17 protein-coding genes and 1 tRNA gene are annotated in these 20,218 nt (G+C 41.1%); 2 read left to right on the top strand and 16 right to left on the bottom strand.

Features of this window, described 5'->3' with window-relative positions:
* Positions 1–9: 9 nt before the first annotated feature.
* The 15 genes from AN393_RS02410 to AN393_RS02340 all read right to left on the bottom strand — a co-directional run bounded on the left by AN393_RS02410 (position 10) and on the right by AN393_RS02340 (position 17,085).
* Complete coding sequence (locus tag AN393_RS02410; protein ID WP_055013980.1) at positions 10–279, bottom strand: K+/H+ antiporter subunit F; 270 nt, start codon at positions 277–279, stop codon at positions 10–12.
* A complete protein-coding gene (locus AN393_RS02405) occupies positions 273–809 on the bottom strand; it encodes a Na+/H+ antiporter subunit E (RefSeq protein WP_055013981.1) in 537 nt (178 codons plus the stop codon). Before AN393_RS02405 ends, AN393_RS02410 begins: the two co-directional genes overlap by 7 nt.
* The gene (locus AN393_RS02400; protein WP_055013982.1) at positions 809–2,326 is read right to left on the bottom strand and encodes a monovalent cation/H+ antiporter subunit D; all 1,518 of its coding nucleotides are present in this window, start codon (positions 2,324–2,326) and stop codon (positions 809–811) included. Before AN393_RS02400 ends, AN393_RS02405 begins: the two co-directional genes overlap by 1 nt.
* Complete coding sequence (locus AN393_RS02395) at positions 2,323–2,676, bottom strand: Na+/H+ antiporter subunit C (RefSeq protein ID WP_055013983.1); 354 nt, start codon at positions 2,674–2,676, stop codon at positions 2,323–2,325. The genes AN393_RS02400 and AN393_RS02395 overlap by 4 nt, the downstream gene beginning before the upstream one ends.
* Positions 2,676–5,468, bottom strand: a complete 2,793-nt coding sequence (locus AN393_RS02390) for a monovalent cation/H+ antiporter subunit A (RefSeq protein ID WP_055013984.1) — start codon at positions 5,466–5,468, stop codon at positions 2,676–2,678. The genes AN393_RS02395 and AN393_RS02390 overlap by 1 nt, the downstream gene beginning before the upstream one ends.
* 154 nt (positions 5,469–5,622) lie before the next feature.
* Positions 5,623–6,756 carry a hypothetical protein gene (locus AN393_RS02385; protein ID WP_055017205.1) on the bottom strand — a complete coding sequence of 378 codons (1,134 nt, stop codon included), beginning with the start codon at positions 6,754–6,756 and terminating at the stop codon, positions 5,623–5,625.
* Positions 6,740–7,618 (bottom strand): lipoprotein NlpI, encoded by an 879-nt coding sequence (gene nlpI, locus AN393_RS02380; protein ID WP_055013986.1) that lies wholly within the window; start codon positions 7,616–7,618, stop codon positions 6,740–6,742. The genes AN393_RS02385 and nlpI overlap by 17 nt, the downstream gene beginning before the upstream one ends.
* Before the next feature lie 141 nt (positions 7,619–7,759).
* Positions 7,760–9,886 (bottom strand): polyribonucleotide nucleotidyltransferase, encoded by a 2,127-nt coding sequence (pnp, locus tag AN393_RS02375; RefSeq protein ID WP_055017204.1) that lies wholly within the window; start codon positions 9,884–9,886, stop codon positions 7,760–7,762.
* Positions 9,887–10,210: 324 nt separating this feature from the next.
* A complete protein-coding gene (rpsO, locus tag AN393_RS02370) occupies positions 10,211–10,480 on the bottom strand; it encodes a 30S ribosomal protein S15 (protein WP_004585888.1) in 270 nt (89 codons plus the stop codon).
* Positions 10,481–10,589: 109 nt separating this feature from the next.
* Positions 10,590–11,534 (bottom strand): tRNA pseudouridine(55) synthase TruB, encoded by a 945-nt coding sequence (gene truB, locus AN393_RS02365; RefSeq protein WP_055013988.1) that lies wholly within the window; start codon positions 11,532–11,534, stop codon positions 10,590–10,592.
* The gene (gene rbfA / locus AN393_RS02360) at positions 11,534–11,941 is read right to left on the bottom strand and encodes a 30S ribosome-binding factor RbfA (RefSeq protein WP_004585886.1); all 408 of its coding nucleotides are present in this window, start codon (positions 11,939–11,941) and stop codon (positions 11,534–11,536) included. The genes truB and rbfA overlap by 1 nt, the downstream gene beginning before the upstream one ends.
* Before the next feature lie 109 nt (positions 11,942–12,050).
* Complete coding sequence (infB, locus tag AN393_RS02355; RefSeq protein WP_055013989.1) at positions 12,051–14,708, bottom strand: translation initiation factor IF-2; 2,658 nt, start codon at positions 14,706–14,708, stop codon at positions 12,051–12,053.
* A 25-nt stretch (positions 14,709–14,733) separates the two neighbouring features.
* Complete coding sequence (gene nusA / locus AN393_RS02350; protein WP_055013990.1) at positions 14,734–16,233, bottom strand: transcription termination factor NusA; 1,500 nt, start codon at positions 16,231–16,233, stop codon at positions 14,734–14,736.
* A 38-nt stretch (positions 16,234–16,271) separates the two neighbouring features.
* Entirely contained in the window at positions 16,272–16,727 is a 456-nt protein-coding gene (gene rimP, locus AN393_RS02345) for a ribosome maturation factor RimP (RefSeq protein ID WP_004585883.1), read from the bottom strand.
* A gap of 281 nt (positions 16,728–17,008) precedes the next feature.
* Positions 17,009–17,085 (bottom strand) — tRNA-Met (locus tag AN393_RS02340).
* Between the two features lie 376 nt (positions 17,086–17,461).
* Here AN393_RS02340 and AN393_RS02335 point away from each other — a divergent pair.
* On the top strand, positions 17,462–17,923 hold the full coding sequence (locus AN393_RS02335) for a globin (protein WP_055017203.1): 462 nt from the start codon (positions 17,462–17,464) through the stop codon (positions 17,921–17,923).
* An 83-nt stretch (positions 17,924–18,006) separates the two neighbouring features.
* Positions 18,007–19,563 (top strand): cryptochrome/photolyase family protein, encoded by a 1,557-nt coding sequence (locus tag AN393_RS02330; RefSeq protein ID WP_055017202.1) that lies wholly within the window; start codon positions 18,007–18,009, stop codon positions 19,561–19,563.
* Between the two features lie 54 nt (positions 19,564–19,617).
* Here the strand turns inward: AN393_RS02330 and AN393_RS02325 are convergent, their stop codons facing one another.
* Complete coding sequence (locus AN393_RS02325; protein ID WP_055013993.1) at positions 19,618–20,064, bottom strand: Hsp20 family protein; 447 nt, start codon at positions 20,062–20,064, stop codon at positions 19,618–19,620.
* Between the last annotated feature and the right edge of the window lie 154 nt (positions 20,065–20,218).

The raw sequence follows: 20,218 nt of genomic DNA, 5'->3' as shown, positions 1-20,218 counted from the left end.
TTTAAAATCCTATTCAATTATGTCGCCACGCAGTAAATACTTACACACAGCAACTGTACTAATAAAACCAAGCATAGCTATTAGCAATGCGGCTTCAAAATACAGGCCTGTGCCCATGCTAATACCGTATAAAATAATTAATGCAATGACGTTTATATACATAGTATCCAGCGCCAAAATACGGTCTGGGACCGATGGGCCTATAATAAGTCGCCATAAATTTAGTAATAGCGATAAGCCAATCATAGAAAAAACAATGAGTAATACAGTATCTAGCATTGAAAAATCTCCTTTAGGGGAGCTTCGTAGCGTTGTTTAATTTGTTTGATAAGTGCCTCTTCGTCTTTTAAATCGAGTACATGTATAAGTAAATAACGCTGTGTGGGCGTTTCACCTTCGTTAAGCGATTCTGGGATAGGGTACACTTCGGCACTTACTGTACCCGGTGTGAGTGATACACAACTGGCAAGAATCGTAATCGGCATATCATGGCTCAAATCTATAGGGACTTTTACAAAAGCAGGGCGTAATTTTTTAGCCGGACCCACTATTAACAAGGCCACCTGTAAATTAGCCACTACTATATCGTAAAGAACGATAAGTAATTGTTTTAAAGCCAACCCAGGTTTTAGTATTAGTGGTTGTGGGTCACGTAATGAAAAACTCAATAAGGGTATAAATATCGCTAAAAACGTTGCTAATACCAAGTGCCCTGGCGATACACTATTATTGAGTAGCAACCAGATTACAAATAAAAAGAAACTACGAAACGGCGTTGGCAACCAACGATAACGGGCTTGTAATCTCATTACTTCCCTCCTCCCATTACGGCATTAATACCACCATTAATGTCATGCAGTTGCGTAGCAGCACTGAGCATATAATCGCTGATAGGACCACCAAAAATAACTAACAATGGGGAACATGCCAATAACCCGACAATTATTAAAATTTGTAATGGGTGGGCATTAACGCCATCAGTACTTTCGCCTTTCTTTGCTTTTCGCTCCCAAAACAAACTAGTGCCAGCACGCGAAAGTGCAACTAATAAAACAAAACTAGTAATTAAATAAACAGGCCAAAATAGTAAGGCTTGCTCGCTATTCAAGGTTGTTTTGAGGATCCAAACTTTTCCAACAAACCCCGATAGAGGTGGCATTCCTACAACGGTTAATACAGCAATTACAAAGCACGCCCCTAACAAATAGGGTTGACTTACAGCGCGGCCAGCAACAAGTCTATCCCCTACTTTCCCTCTTTGTGTGGCAATTAAATCAGCTAATAAAAACAGTGCAGCACTGACTAGAGTAGAATGTACTAAATAATAAAGCAGTGCAGCTGTTGCTGTGACGTTTTGCAAGGCAATTAGAGCAACTAACGTGCCCACTGATACAACTACTAGATTTGCCGTTAACTTGCGTAAATCTTGTGCTGCCATTACACCAATTCCACCAACCACTATGGTGGCAATAGCTAAGCCCCATAACCAAGTTTGCGCCATATGCTCAAGCTCGCCGGCTTGTTCACCAAATATAACGGTATAAACGCGCAACATAGCGTATACGCCTACTTTGGTCATAATCGCAAACAACGCAGCAACGACAGGTTTTGCACTTGCATAGGTATTAGGTAACCACAAATGCAAAGGTAATAGCGCACCTTTTAAAGCAAATACAACTAACAATAGCAAGCCACCCGCTTTGGCTAAGTAAACATCGTCCCCTGTTAGCAGCGATACTTTTTGAGCCATATCGGCAATGTTTAATGTACCCAGTACGCCGTATAAAATACCCAACCCAATTAAAAATACGCTCGAGCCAACTAAGTTTAATATTACATATTGAAGTGCGGCGCGCGTATTTTGCTTATCACCTGCGTGCATAAGTAATGAGTATGAGGCAATAAGGAGTACTTCAAAAAATACAAATACATTAAACAGATCGCCTGTTAAAAATGCGCCATTTACACCTAATATTAAAAAGTGTACTAAAGGATGAAAGAAATTACCTTTAGCATCATCACCTGCACAGCCATATAAAATGACTCCCATTCCTAAAAAGGATGTAAGTGCAACCAATAAAGTAGAAAGCATATCGGCAACAAGTACTATGCCAAAAGGCGCTGACCAATTACCAATTGCGTATACATTGATACCACTGTTATACACATGGATTAGCAGCATTGCACTGGCGATAAACGTGGCCACCGCCATGACTGATGAGGCAATACGACGAATTCGTAAGCTTTTACCACATGGCGGCAAAAGCAATATGACTGCTGCCAGCATAGGTAACAGAATAGGCAAAGAGCTTAAATGTTGAATCATTTTTGCTCCTTGCTATCGGCCGTGCTTTTTATTATTTGCCCATCAACATGATCGCTACCCAAATCGGCTCTACCACGTATTGCTAAAATAACCACAAATGCAGTCATAGCAAAACCGATTACAATGGCGGTTAGCACTAAAGCTTGAGGCAACGGGTCTGCATAATCAGTGCCTGTTCCAAGCACGACTGCTTTATTTATGGTTAAACGACCTGCAGAAAATAAAAATAAATTCACTGCATATGAAATCATAGTAAGTCCAAGCACCACTGGGAACGTACGCGCCCTAAGTAGTAAGTAAACACCACAACTCACTAACACTCCAACGCAAGATGCGTACAATAGCTCCATTAAATATTTACCTCTTTTTTCTGGGTATCTGCTGTCATGTTGCCAAGGCTTGCTAATATCATTAATGTAGCTCCAACTACTGTTAAGTATACGCCCAAATCAAACACAATCGCACTTGCAAGCTCTGTTTTGCCAATAAATGGAATATCAAAATAATCAAACCACGTTGTTAAAAATGGCCTATCGAAGAACCAGCTGCCTACACCAGTAAACAAGGCAATACCAATACCCGAAGCGATGATTTTGCGATAGTTAACTGCAAAGCGCTCACTTATCCAAGCTGACCCATGAGCCATGTACTGCAATATAAAGGCAATCGACGTTACTAAACCTGCAATAAAGCCACCGCCAGGTAAGTTATGACCTCGTAGGAAAATATAAGCCGATACTAATAATGCAAGCGGTAATAAACTATGCGAAATACTGGCAAGTAGTATAGGGTGGCGTTCGCGCGCCCAAGGTCGCCCTTCACCATCACTTGCAGGCATAAATAGAGGAATACGCGACAGCACTTTAAATATTCCCAATGCTGCAATACCTAACACCGTGATCTCACCCAAGGTATCAAAGCCCCTAAAATCGACCAAAATAACGTTTACTACATTCGTACCGCCACCGCCTGTTTTAGCATTAGCGATAAAGAAATCAGATATTGATTCAAGCGGTCGTGTAAGAAGTGCATAGCAAATACTTGCAACAACTACACCTAATGTTGATGCAATGCCTAAATCTCGTAATACCCTAAGTGAACTAGACTCTTTAGGTGTATGCTGAGGTAGGAAAAACAATGCTAGCATTAGTAAAATTACGGTGGCTACTTCAACGGTGAGTTGCGTAAGCGCTAAATCAGGGGCAGAAAAACGAGTGAACGCAACTGACACCATAAGCCCCACAATAGAAATCATTAATAAAGCAACTACACGAGAACGATGCCAAATAACCGTAGCCAATGCGCCAATAATTAATAACCCAGCGCCAATAGCATTGTGCACATCGACAGGGATACTCGCCATACTGCCGGCTAACTGTTGCATCTCAAACAATGGCCACCCCGCACACAATAGCACCACCGCCAGCATTACAAAAATGTAGCGCTGCAATGAGCCGTTTTCGATGCTACTTACTCTGTTTTGAGACCAATTAATAGCCTTAAGGACAATTACCTCAAACGTTTTTTTAGCATTAAGGGGTGGTAACGAGGCTTGAAATTGAAATAAGTATTTGCGGTTAATATAAATAAATAAACCGCCCACCACAGCCATGGCACTCATCAATAAAGGAAGGTTAAAGCCATGCCAAATAGCCAGTTCGTACTCTGGAACTTGTTGACCAAGGACAGCCAATGATGCGGCATGTAAAATTCCATCAACAGAGAAGTGTGGAAACATACCTACAAGCACACACAGCACAACCAGCACTTCAATTGGCAATCGCATATAACGTGGAGCTTCATGTGGTTGGCGTGGTAAATCTATGGGGTCGCCGTTAAAAAATACATCATGGATAAAGCGTGAGGAGTACGCCACAGAGAGCGCTCCTGCAATGGTCGCTAAAACCGGGATTAACCACGACATAGAGCCCAGCACTTGTTGATGTAAGGTTTCGGCAAAAAACATTTCTTTAGATAAAAAACCGTTGAGCAATGGCACACCCGCCATTGAGGCTGCTGCGACCATTGCGAGTGTTGCCGTGTAAGGTAAATACCGCCACATACCGTTAAGCTTACGCATATCACGCGTACCCGTTTCGTGATCGATTATACCCGTCGCCATAAATAATGAGGCTTTAAAAGTGGCATGATTAATAATATGGAATATTGCCGCTACAGTAGAGAGCTCAGTATCAAGGCCCAGTAACAACGTAATTAAACCTAAATGGCTAATGGTTGAGTATGCTAACAGGCCCTTTAAATCGTGTTTGAACAACGCGATATAAGCACCAAACAAAAGCGTTGCTAAACCAGTCAAACCCACCAGTAAAAACCATGTATCTGTGCCTGAAAGCACAGGATGAAAACGCGCTAATAAAAATATACCTGCTTTTACCATCGTCGCAGAATGCAAATACGCGCTTACTGGAGTTGGGGCTGCCATAGCGTGAGGAAGCCAAAAATGAAATGGAAACTGTGCCGATTTAGTAAATGCACCTAGCAAAACTAATACAAGTGCAGTTTCGTATAAGTCATGAGATTGCACAATTGCCTTGCTAGCTAAAATTACATCCAGGTCGTAACTACCAACAATATCGGCCACTAACATTAAACCTGCCAGCAATGCTAAACCACCGGCACCGGTAACAGCTAGTGCCATACGCGCGCCCTTTCGCGCTTCTGTTTTATGCCACCAATAGCTAATTAATAAAAATGAGCTAATGCTGGTTAATTCCCAAAACAGCCAAAGTTGAATAACATTGTTAGACATAACAATGCCTAGCATGGCCGTCATGAACAACAATAAGTAACTATACAGCTTAGCTAAGGAGTCGTTTTTACTCAGATAGTAACGTGCGTAGGTAATGACCAGTATGCCTATGCCCAAAATCATAAACATAAACAGTAGGCTCAAGCCATCAAGACGAAATGATAAATCCAGCCCAAGTGCGGGGATCCACGTTACAGCATAACGAATTGTTTCACCTGCTAAAATAGCGGGAGTGTGGTATAGCGTAATACCTAAAGCTGTTAAAGGCGCAAGCACAGTCACAGCTGCAGCTTGCGTACGGGATAGTTTGCCGGTGCATGAAGAAATAACACTGCCAATTAAGGATAACAAAGGTATCCAGAGCAAAGTCATAATGTAGGGCCTTTTATAATCATAAGTTTATCCTTACGTTTTATACATCACGAAAAGATGCTTTTACTGTCTGTTTTTAAACGACATTAATACGTACAGTTATACTTATAAACAGCCATTTTGTCTATAGATAGCAAGCCTATTCGATTTAATTTTAATCAAGGGTTAAGGTTTCTTGTTGTTGTATTTGTTTCTGCCACAACGCCCTGTACCTCTTTGATAAACCTAGTTGTTGATACTGCATAATAGACCAATCCTTACTGGGCTTATATGCTACGCCCCCTTGCTGGCAGCTCTCACTTTGGTGCCAACCTGTGGGAGGCGGCTCGCCCTGTGAAATATATAAATTAGGCGCAACATAACCTTGCTTTAAACATAGCCACTTTTGTTTGCTCTGCGGGAGCGTATATTCATCTTCAAAACCGCTAAAATGCATAAGCTCATGTAAAAAAACATGATAGTTAGCGCTGGTACTTAGCTGCATTTGTTTGCCCATAACATTAGCCGTACCGTTTTTACTCATTATCACACTGTAGTCAAACTGTTTTGCAACCTTGCCTCTCAAAGCTTTATTTTTCCATTTACAGTTGGCCATAGAAAGTGTGTTTTTACACTCCAATGCGCCAGCGGCGTAAACCGGTTTGCTAAAGCAAAACACCCCTTTTTGCGGTTCGGGTACTTTATTAAATTGTTTAGTGAAGCTTTGTAATTTATAAAGTCCTTCGCGATGAACGCCTATCATAACGACATTGTAGATACAGGAGCTATTACTAGCCGGTAAGGTATTTAAAGCCGTGAACCCAAGATCATTTAAAAAAGCGTTTGGGATGCGTTTGTAATGATTTGAAGTATGAAGTGCTAAGTGGTTATACGCATCCCCTTTGGGCAATAATTCTTGCTGCTTTAATAATAGTAAATCGTCCCAGCGTGCTCGTGCCAAGAGAAGATTAGCTAAATCCTGTCGCTGGGCGTGGGTAATGTAAGTTATACTTTGTAGCCAAAATAACTTAGCTTGCTCGTTTTTATTTGTTTTTATCAGCTTTAAAGAATAATTGTATTGGGCTGATGGGATGTTTTCACGTGCTAAAAAGCCCAAGGTTAATCTGGGAAGATGCGCGATATTATTTGAAAAGTAGCGAGGGAATTGCCAATAGCTTTGCAGCGGATCAGCCTTCGTATTAAGTACATGCCAAAAACCAATACTGCTTAAATGGTTGCTAGAGCCCGCAATAAGCAGGCTAAATAGCAAACCACTTAAATAACACAGGTATTTAACTAGCGTCTGCACCAGCCATAAGCTCAAGCTCTAAACGCGCATATTTATATTCAATAAACTCATGCACATTAGTGGATAATGCCAATCTAAAGTAATCCGCAGCTAAGTACTGCTCGCCCGCTGCTTGGTGCATTTTGGCTAAATAAAAATACGCCTCGCACAAACGCTGTGCGTATTCTTGCTCAGATTTAACACCTTCGCTAATACCCGATAAAAACGTATGCTCACTCATATCGCCAGTATAAAGCGAAATTAACTGATACGCCCACTGCGATTCATCAAGTGCTGCGGCATTTGTTTTAAGAGCGGCTAATGCTTGTTGTTTATCCTCTTGCGACTGTGCAAGGTAAAGCCATAGCACTCGGTAAGGATCGTTTGGTGATCGCGCTAAAAACTCATCAAAGTCACTTTGCGCCAAGTTTGCTCTTTCACCATAATACAGTGCAATACCACGGTTTAAATAAGCGTATTCATGCTCTTCATTAAGCTCCAAGGCTGAGTCAAAAAACTCATACGCTTTTTCGTATTGCTGCATTAAAGTATGCTGAATACCTAAAAAGTTATACACCTCAGCTAAATCAGGCTTTAGTTTTATAGCGCGGTTAAAATCAATGCGCGATAACGTGGTCATTCCTAGGCTATCAAATAATACCCCACGGTCATAATAAAGCTTAGCTTGTTGCTCGGTACTTAAATCGGCTCTATTTAATAGCTCAGAGTAACGTGCAATCGCAATTTCGCTTCTAAAGTCGGATGCAAGGGGTGCAGTAAAAGGCACATTAACAATCGGCGTAGGTTTTGATTCAGTCGTGGTTTGGCAAGCGCTTAAAGACAAAATAGCAAAAGATGCCAAAGCTAAATGTTTGAGTATCATTAAAATCCTTAATACCAAGATATATCGCAATAAAAATAAGACAGACCTTGTCTAATAAGGTTTCATTAAAGCATAAAAAAAGGGGCTAAACAGCCCCTTTTTTATTATCCCGCGTATATTAAACGGGTTAAAGTTTAGCAATTATGCGTCTTTTGACTCATCAGCTGCAGGAGCTGCTGATTCCATTGCTTCTTTAATGCTTAGACGTACACGGCCTTGGCGGTCTACTTCTAATACTTTAACTTTAACTTCTTGACCTTCACTTAAGTGGTCAGTTACGTTGTTAACACGCTCTGTGCTGATTTGAGAAATGTGCACTAGGCCATCTTTACCAGGAAGAATGTTTACAAACGCACCAAAGTCAACAATACGTACCACTTTACCAGTGTAGATAGTACCTACTTCTAGTTCTGCTGTTAATTGCTCAATACGTGTAATTGCGTTTTGCGCGCTTTCACCGTCTGTTGCAGCAATCTTTATTGTACCGTCATCTTCAATTTCAATTGTTGTGCCTGTCTCTTCGGTAAGTTGACGAATTGTAGCGCCACCTTTACCAATTACTTCAGCAATCTTCTTAGCAGGAATTTGCATAGTGTAGATGCGAGGAGCAAACATTGATAATTCTTCAGAAGGAGCAGAAATCGCTTCATCCATTACACCTAAAATATGTAAACGTGCCGCTTTTGCTTGTTTAAGCGCAATTTGCATGATTTCTTGTGTGATGCCTTCAATCTTGATATCCATTTGTAGTGCAGTGATACCGTTAGTAGTACCTGCAACTTTAAAGTCCATGTCACCTAAGTGATCTTCATCACCTAAGATATCTGAAAGAACAACAAACTTCTCATCTTCTTTCACTAGACCCATCGCGATACCCGCTACAGATGCTTTAATTGGTACACCCGCGTTCATAAGTGCTAGTGACGTACCACAAACAGATGCCATTGAAGACGAACCGTTAGATTCAGTGATTTCAGATACAACACGAATTGAGTAAGGGAACTCAGTAAGTGTAGGCATTACAGCTTGAATACCACGCTTAGCTAGGTTACCGTGACCAATTTCACGGCGCTTAGGAGAGCCTACAAAACCAGTTTCACCTACACAGAATGGAGGGAAGTTGTAGTTAAGCATAAAGTGGTTTTTATGAGTACCCGTTAAATCATCGATTAACTGCGAATCACGTTCTGTACCCAGTGTAGCAGTAACAAGCGCTTGTGTTTCGCCACGAGTAAAGATTGCAGAACCGTGAGTACGTGGTAATACACCCGTCATTACGTCTAGTGCACGGATCATGTCTGGTTCACGACCATCGATACGTTTTTCACCTGCAGTGATGCGGCCACGTACAATTTTCTTCTCAAGTGAACCGAATACTTTACCTACTTCTTGCTTATCAAGCGTTTCATCTTCAGCAAGCTCGCTTGTAAGCGCTTCAATTACAGCGTCTTTTGCTGCAGTTAATGCTTCTTTACGCGCTACTTTATCAGTAATACGGTAAGCTTCACCTACTTTTTCAGAAGCAAGTTCAGCTACTTTTTCTTCAAGCGATACGTTTTTCTCAGGTGCAGTCCAATCCCATGTAGGTTTACCTGCTTCTGCTTTAAATTCGTTTATTGCATTGATGATAGCTTGAGATTGCTCATGGCCGTATACAACCGCACCTAGCATTACATCTTCAGCAAGTACATCTGCTTCAGATTCAACCATTAGTACTGCGTTATCAGTACCTGCAACAACTAAATCTAGTTGGCTTTCTTCAAGCTCTTTTAATGTCGGGTTAAGTACGTATTCACCGTTGATGTAACCGACGCGTGATGCACCAATTGGGCCGTTAAAAGGGATACCAGAGATAGCAAGTGCTGCTGATGTACCAATCATCGCAACCATATCTGGTTGGATTTCAGGGTTTACAGATACAACGGTTGCAATAACTTGTACTTCGTTTACGAAACCATTTGGGAAAAGTGGACGAATTGGACGGTCAATAAGACGTGCAATAAGTGTTTCGCCATCGTTAGGGCGGCCTTCACGCTTTAAGAAACCACCTGGGATACGACCAGCAGCGTACATACGCTCTTGGTAGTTAACTGTTAATGGGAAAAAGTCTTGACCAGGTTGAGCTTCACGCTTACCAACTACAGTAACTAATACTGATGTATCGCCAATACTTGCTAATACTGCACCGTCAGCTTGACGTGCGATTGCACCTGTTTCTAGGGTAACTGTGTGTTGGCCTAGTTGAAATTCTTTAATAATTGCTTGCACTTAAAATATTCCTTAAATGTTTTTATATTTCAATAATAAGTGTCATTAAAAGGGCCAATTACAGTACATAATTGTATTCAGTTGGAAATCAATTAAGTACTACAATTGGCAAAATTTTTAATGACTGCAGATAACCTATTTATCTACGCGCATAGTATATACCAAAGCGACCTAAAATTGCGAGCCTACCCAATGATAAAACACAATCGCTTTTGCCTAATCATTTATTGATTTTTACTTATATTTTAAGAAGGTGTATTGGTAGGTTAAAAATTTAGGCACAAAAAAAGGAGCTATAAAGCTCCTTTTCTCGTAATCTAGTTCTTAGCGACGTAGGCCAAGTTCTTGGATTAATGCAGTATAACGCGAGATATCTTTACCTTTAAGGTAATCAAGCAATTTACGGCGAGTACTTACTTTACGAAGCAGACCACGACGTGAGTGGAAGTCATGCTTGTGGTCAGCAAAGTGACCTTGAAGCTTGTTGATATCAAAAGTAAGTAAAGCTACTTGTACTTCAGGTGAACCAGTGTCGCCTTCAGCACGTGCAAATTTAGCAATGATATCGATTTTTTCTTGATTGCTTAGTGACATAATAACTCCAAAAGTTAAATTTAATAGGTGCTTTAGCCGATCACTAATTCAGCCAAAACGATTGAGCGGGCGTATTCTACCAACTATGAGGATAACTACAAGTGAAAGTTTACTCAGGTTGCTGATTAGATAAGCCGCGCTTTGATTTTAAATGCCCATCAGGGTTGCGCTCACCGGTCCCAATAAACATACCATCAGCTAAGACCTTAATGGCCCCTTCGGGTAAATCTGTGCCTAGTACTACGGCTTGGCCATGGCTGAACGCAACACCCTGCTCTTTACTAATTTCTACAACGGGTAAATCAACCAGCGCACTATCCATTGGCAATAGCAGTTCATCAAGGTATGTAGAAGGGGCAACCGCCTCTTCTTTAGCCTTCGCTAATAGAGTTTCAAGGTGCTCAAGCGAGACCATTTTGTCTTTAGGATAATGGCCAACCGCCGAGCGATGCAACATAATAACATGTGCGCCACAGCCTAGGTTTTCGCCTAAATCATCTACAATGGTACGGATGTATGTACCCTTAGATACATGCGCAGTCATTTGCACTTCATTGTTTGTTTCATCAAACTCATCAAGCGACAAACTAAACACGTTTATTTTTCGACATTTTCGCGGTACTTCAATGCCCTCACGCGCGTATTTATATAAAGGTTTACCTTCATATTTAAGTGCCGAGTACATTGATGGATACTGATCTGACTCGCCTAAAAACTTTTCAATTTCTGCAGCTAACTGTTCCGTGGTGACGTTTACATCGCGGGTTTCCACCACTTCGCCATCTGAATCAGAGGTAGTTGTTCGCTCCCCTAGTTTTGCTCTTACCACATAGGTTTTATCTGTATCGAGCAAAAATTGGGTAAATTTAGTCGCTTCACCAAAGCAAATAGGCAGCATGCCAGTGGCCAGTGGATCTAGCGCACCGGTATGACCTGCTTTTTGAGCAAAATAAATACCTTTAGCTTGCTGTAGGGCTTTGTTCGACGAAATGCCTTGAGGTTTGTTTAACAACAAAATACCATCAATCGGACGGCCTTTACTGCGTCTAGCCATTAGTCTTTAGTGCCTTCTTCGCTATCAGTTTCATCATCAACATGTTTAGCGTTATCTTCGCGTATAACCGAGTCCACTAAGTTAGAGATACGCATCCCTTCCATTAGTGAGTTATCTACTACAAACTTAAGCTCAGGCATTATACGAGCACGAATACGCTTACCCAGTAACGAGCGAATATAGCCCGTTGCTTCGTTAAGTATTTTTGCGCTTTCTTTTGCTTTGTTCTCATCTTCGGTATTAAACACCGTAATAAAAACTTTTGCGTAAGATAAATCGCGCGATACTTCTACCGCAGACACTGTCACCATGCCTAAGCGCGGATCTTTAATTTCGCGTTGTAAAATAACAGCAATTTCTTTTTGAATTTGCTGAGCAACACGATCAGTGCGAGAAAATTCTCTCATGATTGTTTTCCTAAAATCATAACTTACTGAATTAAAATAATAAGTTAATTGAATAATGGATACAGAAATGGGGGCAAAGCCCCCATTTACAATCTTAGCTTACGAGCAATTAAAGTGTACGTTGTACTTCAACTGTCTCAAATACTTCGATTTGGTCACCAACGCGCACGTCATTGTAGTTCTTGACACCGATACCACATTCCATGCCGTTACGTACTTCTTGAACGTCATCTTTAAAGCGACGTAGTGACTCAAGCTCACCTTCGTAAATAACCACGTTATCACGTAATACACGAATTGGTGCGCTGCGTTTAATAGTACCTTCAGTCACCATACAACCAGCAATTGCGCCAATTTTTGGAGACTTAAATACGTCACGCACTTCAGCAAGACCGATAATCTCTTGCTTAAACTCAGGCGCAAGCATACCCGACATGGCTTGCTTAACTTCTTCAATTAAGCTGTAGATAACACTGTAGTAACGTAAGTCTAAGTTTTCAGTATCAATCACTTTACGTGCAGATGCGTCAGCACGCACGTTGAAGCCAACTACGATTGCGTTAGATGCAGCAGCAAGTGTTGCATCAGTTTCAGTGATACCACCTACGCCAGAACCAACAATCTTCACTTTTACTTCATCAGTAGAAAGCTTAGTTAGTGAGTCTGAAATCGCTTCGATTGAACCTTGAACGTCTGCTTTAAGTACCACGTTAACTTCAGATACATCGCCTTCAGCCATGTTAGTAAACATGTTTTCAAGCTTCGCTTTTTGCTGACGAGCAAGTTTAACGTCGCGGAATTTACCTTGACGGTATAAAGCAACTTCACGCGCTTTACGCTCATCTTTAACAACAGTCGCTTCATCACCTGCTGCCGGAATACCTGATAGACCTAGAATCTCTACAGGAATAGAAGGACCCGCTGATTTAATGTCTTTACCGTTTTCGTCTTTCATTGCACGAACACGGCCGTATTCAAGGCCACACAGTACGATATCGCCTTGGTTAAGAGTACCGGATTGAACTAAGATAGAAGCAACTGGGCCGCGTCCTTTATCAAGACGAGATTCAATTACAACACCTGCTGCCATGCCTTCTGATGGAGCGCGAAGCTCTAAAAGCTCAGATTGCATAAGAACAGCTTCTAGTAAGTCATCAATACCTAAGCCTGTTTTAGCTGAGATATGAACGTACTGCGTATCACCGCCCCAATCTTCAGGAATAACGTCTAGCTGAGCTAGTTCGTTTTTAACGCGATCTGGGTCTGCGCCTTCTTTATCCATTTTGTTTACAGCGATGATTAAAGGAACGCCAGCTGCGCGAGCATGCTGTACCGCTTCTTTAGTCTGTGGCATTACACCATCGTCTGCTGCAACCACTAGGATTACAATATCTGTTGCTTTAGCACCACGTGCACGCATTGATGTAAACGCGGCGTGACCTGGTGTATCTAAGAAAGTGATCATGTTGCCGTTAGTTTCAACGTGGTATGCACCAATGTGCTGTGTAATACCACCGGCTTCGCCTGATGCAACTTTAGCAGAACGAATGTAATCAAGCGTTGATGTTTTACCATGGTCAACGTGACCCATTACAGTTACTACTGGTGCACGCGGCTCAGACTTACCATCTTCATGGCGGTCATTTAGTACTGTTTGCTCTAATTCGTTTTCTTTAACAATGATAACTTTGTGGCCCATTTCTTCAGCAACAAGTTGTGCTGTTTCTTGGTCAATTACCTGGTTAATGGTAACCATGTCACCCATTTTCATCATTGTTTTAACAACTTCAGCGCCTTTAACAGCCATGCGTGATGCAAGCTCTGCAACTGTAATTGTTTCGCTAATACGCACTTCGTTTTTAACATCTGCTGTTGGTTTTTGGAAACCGTGTTGTAGCGATGTAGGTGCTTTTAGCTTACCTTTACGGCCTTTACCACCTGCAAATTTATCTTTTGCTGGGGCTTTTTTCTTTTTCTTAGCACGGCGTGCGCCTTGCTCATCACGTGCATCGGCAACATCTTCTGCCTCACGTGCGTAAGTAGAAGTCGTAAGATGGTGATCCGCTGTTTCTTCGCGTTTCTTACGTTCTTCTTCCTCTTTCTTCCAGCGAGCTTCATTCTCTTCAGCTAGCTTTCTTGCCTCTTCTGCTTGACGTTTCGCTTCTTCTTCAGCTTTCTTCAATGCGGCCTCTTCTGCTTCTTTCTGCAGACGCTCAGCTTCGATGCGATCTTTCTCAGACTTAGCACTTTGCTCTGGGGTCATCTGCTGTTGTTTAGCCTTACGCTCTGCTTCTGCTTTGCGCTTAGCTTCTTCTTTGGCTTTACGATCAGCTTCTTCTTTTGCTTTACGTTCTGCCTCTTGTTTCGCTTTTAATTCTGCGGCTTCTTGTGCAGCTTTTTGCTGCTCTTCGATACGCGCTTTTTCTTCAGCGGCTAGACGCTGCTGCTCTTGTTCTTGCTCAATTGCGCTTTTTTTCACGTAAGTACGTGTTTTGCGAACTTCAACTTGAACAGCCTTTGCTTTACCTGTAGAGCCCGTAACACTTAATGTGCTTTTGCTCTTACGCTGTAAAGTCATGCGTGCTGGGCCTTCTGAACCAGTACCACCGTGCGATTTGCTTAAGTGATCTAGTAGCTGTGCTTTTTCAGCCTCAGTTACATTATCACCCGCTTTTTTAGTGATACCCGCTTGTGAAAATTGCTGAAGCAATTTATCAACAGTTGTACCTATATCGCCGGCTAGTTTTTCAACATTTACTTCTGCCATAGTGTGTAATACCTCCGTTAATAAATTACTCGTCTGCGAACCAACAAATATTACGTGCAGCCATAATTAGCTCACCTGCTTTTTCAGGTGAAAGCTCTGTAATATCTACTAATTCATCAATACCTTGCTCAGCTAAGTCTTCAAGTGTTACTACACCTTTACTTGCCATAACAAATGCTAGATGGCGTTCTAAACCCTCAAGCGCAAGTAGGTCTTCAGCCGGTTCTACACCTTCTAAGCTTTCTTCCGTTTTAAGTGCTTTTGTTGTTAATGCATCTTTAGCGCGTGAACGCAGCACATCAACTGTTTCTTCATCTAAGCCGTCGATTTCTAAAAACTCTGAAGCAGGCACATAGGCTACTTCTTCAAGTGTTGAGAAACCTTCGTTAATAAGTAATGATGCAAATTCATCATCAATATCTAAATTTTCAGTAAATAAGTTGATTAACTTATCTGACTCGGCTTCATTTTTAGCGCGCATGTCATCAACCGTCATTACGTTTAGTTCCCAACCAGTTAATTGGCTAGCTAAACGAACATTTTGACCATTACGACCAATTGCTTGTGCTAAGTTATCGGCTTCTACTGCAATATCCATTGAGTGAGTGTCTTCATCCATTACGATTGAAGCCACTTCTGCTGGTGCCATTGCATTAATTACAAATTGTGCCGGGTTGTCATCGTAAAGTACGATATCAACACGCTCGCCACCAAGTTCTGATGATACAGCTTGAACACGGGCACCACGCATACCAACACACGCACCAACTGGGTCAATACGCTTGTCATTTGATTTAACGGCAATTTTAGCGCGTGAACCCGGATCGCGTGCTGCAGCACGAAGCTCAATCATTTCTTCGCCAATCTCTGGCACCTCAATGCGGAATAATTCCATCAGCATTTCTGGTTTTGAACGCGTTACAAATAGCTGTGCGCCGCGTGCTTCAGGTTTAACTTCGTATAGAAGACCACGGATACGATCTCCTGGACGGAAGTTTTCACGTGGCAGCATATCGTCACGGTAAATAACCGCTTCGGCGTTGTTACCTAAATCAAGTACAATTGCATCACGTGTTGCTTTTTTAACGACACCTGTTACTAGCTCGCCTTCTTGATCTTTATACGCTTCTACAACTAAAGCGCGCTCAGCTTCACGTACTTTTTGTACGATAACTTGCTTTGCCATTTGTGTAGTTATGCGGTCGAATTTAATAGATTCAATCTGTTCTTCAACATAATCACCCAGTTGCAAGTCAGGTTCTTCAACTTGAGCTGCTTCTAATGTGATTTCGCTGTAAGGATTTTCTAATGAACCATCTTCTTGAATTTCTGCAATCTTCCAACGACGAAATGTATCGTAATCGCCAGTTTTGCGGTCGATAGATACGCGCACTTCAATTTCGCCATCGTGTTTTTTCTTTGTCGCTGTTGCTAGAGCGAACTCTAACGCTTCAAAAATCTTTTCTTTTGGAACCGCTTTCTCATTGGAAACGGCTTCAGCAACTAATAATATCTCTTTTGCCATGGGTAATGCCTCGCTTGCCCTATTCCTTCGCACTCGAATTAAAACTTTGCGATGATGTTCGCACGTTCGATATTGCTAAGCATGATTAAGTGCTCTTCGCCATCGCTTTTAAGTGTGATCATATCACTGCTAACTGCTACTAAGTCGCCTTTAAAATTACGGCGACCATCTTGTGGAAGCTTAGTACGCACGCGTACTTCCTCTCCTTGCGCCTTCTCGTAGTGATCTTGTTTGAATAATGGACGATCAACACCAGGAGACGATACTTCCAAATCATATTCGTTTGTAATTGGGTCTTCGACGTCTAAAATCGCACTAATTTGGCGACTCGCATCCGCACAGTTATCAACAGATATCCCATCCTCATGGTCAATGTAAACCCTTAAGGTAGAATGGCGGCCTGCTTGTACAAACTCAAGACCATGTAATTCAAAGCCTAACATTTCTACTGCAGGCGTTAGCATGGTTAATAAATCTTGCTCAAGTTTTGTCACGAAAATCCTCCATACAAACAAAAAAAGGGCTTATAGCCCTAAAATACTGAGTTTAAGTTTTGATTTAATGACAAGACAAAAAATCAATGGTGCAGATACAACAACGCCCCGAACCAAGCGGGGCGTCACACCAATAAAGCATAAAACTGTGTGGCCTTTGGCCAAGCTTGGCTGCGGGTCATTTTACTGACCTAATTAAACTACATTAGCTTAAACGCAAAACGCGCATTACTTAGAATGCGCGATACAGAATTAGTAAGGTTATACCTAACTATAAAAATTGGTTGCGGGAGCCGGATTTGAACCGACGACCTTCGGGTTATGAGCCCGACGAGCTACCAGGCTGCTCCATCCCGCGCCAATAGATATCAAACCTAAAATTCAATATCGCTGTTAGTGGTTAATCAACCGCTAAACAATGGCGGCTATTATAAGGATATACGGGGTAATTAGCAACCATAATAACTAATAAGTTTGATAAAATCAGTGACCCCCCATTTTAAGCTTCGCTAGTATGTATTATGATTATGCAGATATTAAAATGGTAATTGTAACGTCACTAACATCTACGTAAAAAGCCGTATATTCATAAATAAAATGTCTAAAATTCATAAAAATGATACAAATTTATGCTTTTTATGTTTAGATTACGTGCGATATGTGAGCGACGCACTATACTAAAAGCTCTCCGATGTGGATAAAAATAAAAATTACAAAATTTAATGAGATTGCTAATGAATACTTATCAGCCACAGTTAATTAAAAGTTTGCATATAGTTAAGCCAAACTTTCATGCGTTTACAGCACGCTTTCATGCTAAGCTTGAAGAGTCAAATATAACAATGCAATACCCAAGTGCGGCCTACTTTAACGAAAAAAGTTATATACTGTATTGCGTCTTAGAACGCATAGTTAGGCATTTGAATAACCCATCATCTGTTGCCCCCTTTTTAGCCTTTCACTTGCAATATTTAAAAAAGAGGAATGTGACGCCAAGGGAAATATCACTACTTTGTGACGCCTTTTACCACACACTAAGCGAGCACCTAGGACGTTTTTTTACAGCACAAACGCAAGTTGCTTGGCAAAAAGCGCTTCGTTATTTTGAAAGCTTTGCTAATACAACATTGTTTAATAAAACAAATGTTATTTCGCTAGAACAAAAAATATCTCAACTTCGCGCAAATAAGGTTTAAAAGACTCACTGATTTTTTGGTTATGAGCAGACTTTCTAGATCTATGTTGTCGATTTTTACGTACAACTAAATTTAGGTGGTTTATGTCTCGTTTTAAGGTTTTGCGCCTAATATTAGGTGATCAACTCAATGCTTCACATTCGTGGTTTAAAGAAAAAAGCCCTGATACGCTTTATTTAATCGCCGAGTTAAATCAAGAAACCTGCTATGTTAAGCACCATGTGCAAAAGTTATGTGCTTTTTTTTATGCGATGGAGCGTTTTGCTACGGCTTTACAAAGCGCTAATTACAGCACACTTCACCTTACCCTTGATGATACCCACCAAGACAAAACCTTACCCGACTTGATTGCGCGAATAGCTAAACAGTACCAATGCAGTGAAATACATTATCAATACCCTGATGAATACAGGCTCAAAGCACAGCTGAGCAAGTTTAAGAAAGAATCACCTTTTACCGTTAAAGCCTATGACACTGAACATTTTTTGCTGCCATTTGAACGTATTAACGAACGATTTGAAAAAAACAAACATGTGACTATGGAGCACTTTTACCGTGCTATGCGCAAACAATACAATATTCTTATGGATGGGAGTAGCCCACAAGGAGGACAATGGAACTTTGATAGTAAAAACAGAAATAAGTTTAAAAAAGCAGATTTAAACGCTATTCCCCCGCCAAAAGTATTTGATAACGATGTTAGCACTATCATTAGCAGACTTAAAAAACATAACGTAAATTACTTTGGTCAAATAAACCCAAAGCAGCTCCCGTGGCCGCTTACACGCAACCAAGCAAAAACCTGTTTAGAGTATTTTTGCACCCACCTATTAAAAAGCTTTGGCCAGTTTCAAGATGCAATGACCGATCAAGTCGCCAATAACGCAAGCTTGTACCATAGCCGTTTATCGTTTGCTTTGAATGCAAAACTAATCCACCCGCTGTACGTTATTAAACGTGTAATTGACGAGTATAATGCTCACCCTGATACAATTTCGATTTCTCAAGTCGAGGGCTTTGTTAGGCAGATCCTAGGTTGGCGTGAGTACGTCCGCTGTATATATTGGGTAAACATGCCCGACTATGCACAAAAAAATCAATTACAGGCAAAGCAGTTGTTACCGAATTACTTTTGGGATGGTGATTTAAAAATGAATTGTTTAAGTCATGCTTTAACACAGAGCTTAGACACCGCCTACGCTCATCATATTCAACGGTTAATGATCATTGGGAACTTTTGCTTATTAACAGGCATTGACCCTAATGAGGTCGACCAGTGGTATTTAGGGGTTTATATTGATGCCATCGAATGGGTTGAAATGCCTAACACCCGTGGTATGAGCCAATTTGCAGATGAGGGTATTATTGCCACTAAACCCTATGCAGCCAGTGGTAATTACATTAATAAAATGAGTGATTACTGCAAAAACTGTCACTACGATGTTAAACAAAAAGTAGGTGATAAGGCGTGCCCTTACAATAGCTTATATTGGCAATTTATGGACAAACACCGCGCACTACTTGAAAAAAATCCACGCATCGGCATGGTATATAGAAACTGGGATAAACAAGCGCCTGAGCTCCAACAACAGACCTTAGACCAAGCGAATTATTATCTAACGCATATAAATGAGTTATAAAAAAAAAGCCGCCTAAGCTTAGGCGGCTACAATCAAAAAAATATAAACTAGCGATTACTTACCTTCAATTAGGTTGCTAGCGCCAATTTCAATTTTGCGAGGTTTAAGTGCTTCCGGAATTTCGCGCTCTAGGTCAATGCTGAGCAGACCGTTAGCTAAATCGGCACCAAGTACCTTTACATGATCCCCTAGTTGAAACTTACGCTCAAAGTTACGCTCTGCTATACCTTGATGAATAAACTTGCGTTCTGCATTTTCATCTTTATTTGGTTTAGTGCCTGCAACTTTTAAAGTGTTGTTCTCTGACTCAATGGTCAGTTCATTTTCACTAAAGCCAGCAACGGCCATAGTGATTCTGTATTTGTCTTTATCGAGCGCTTCAATGTTGTAAGGGGGAAAGCTAGGCTGCTTGTCTGTACGCGCTGCCGCATCCATTAAAGATGCTAAATGATCGAAGCCGATGAATGAACGATAAAGTGGTGATAAATCTACTGTACGCATAATAATATCCTCATATTTAAGCGATATAATGTTGTTACTTTTCGTTTGAACAAGTACAACACAATTAAATTAATAATATAAATTTCAATAACTTCTGTATTTTTTGGGACCCATCAGGCGTCCTCACTAAACTATTTATGGGCAGTAAAATAGT

The sequence above is a fragment of the Pseudoalteromonas sp. P1-25 genome, assembly GCF_001401805.1.
In the GTDB taxonomy this organism is placed as follows: domain Bacteria; phylum Pseudomonadota; class Gammaproteobacteria; order Enterobacterales; family Alteromonadaceae; genus Pseudoalteromonas.
The sequence above is the reverse complement of the archived record's forward strand: the minus strand, read 5'-3'. Positions and strand labels throughout refer to the sequence as shown.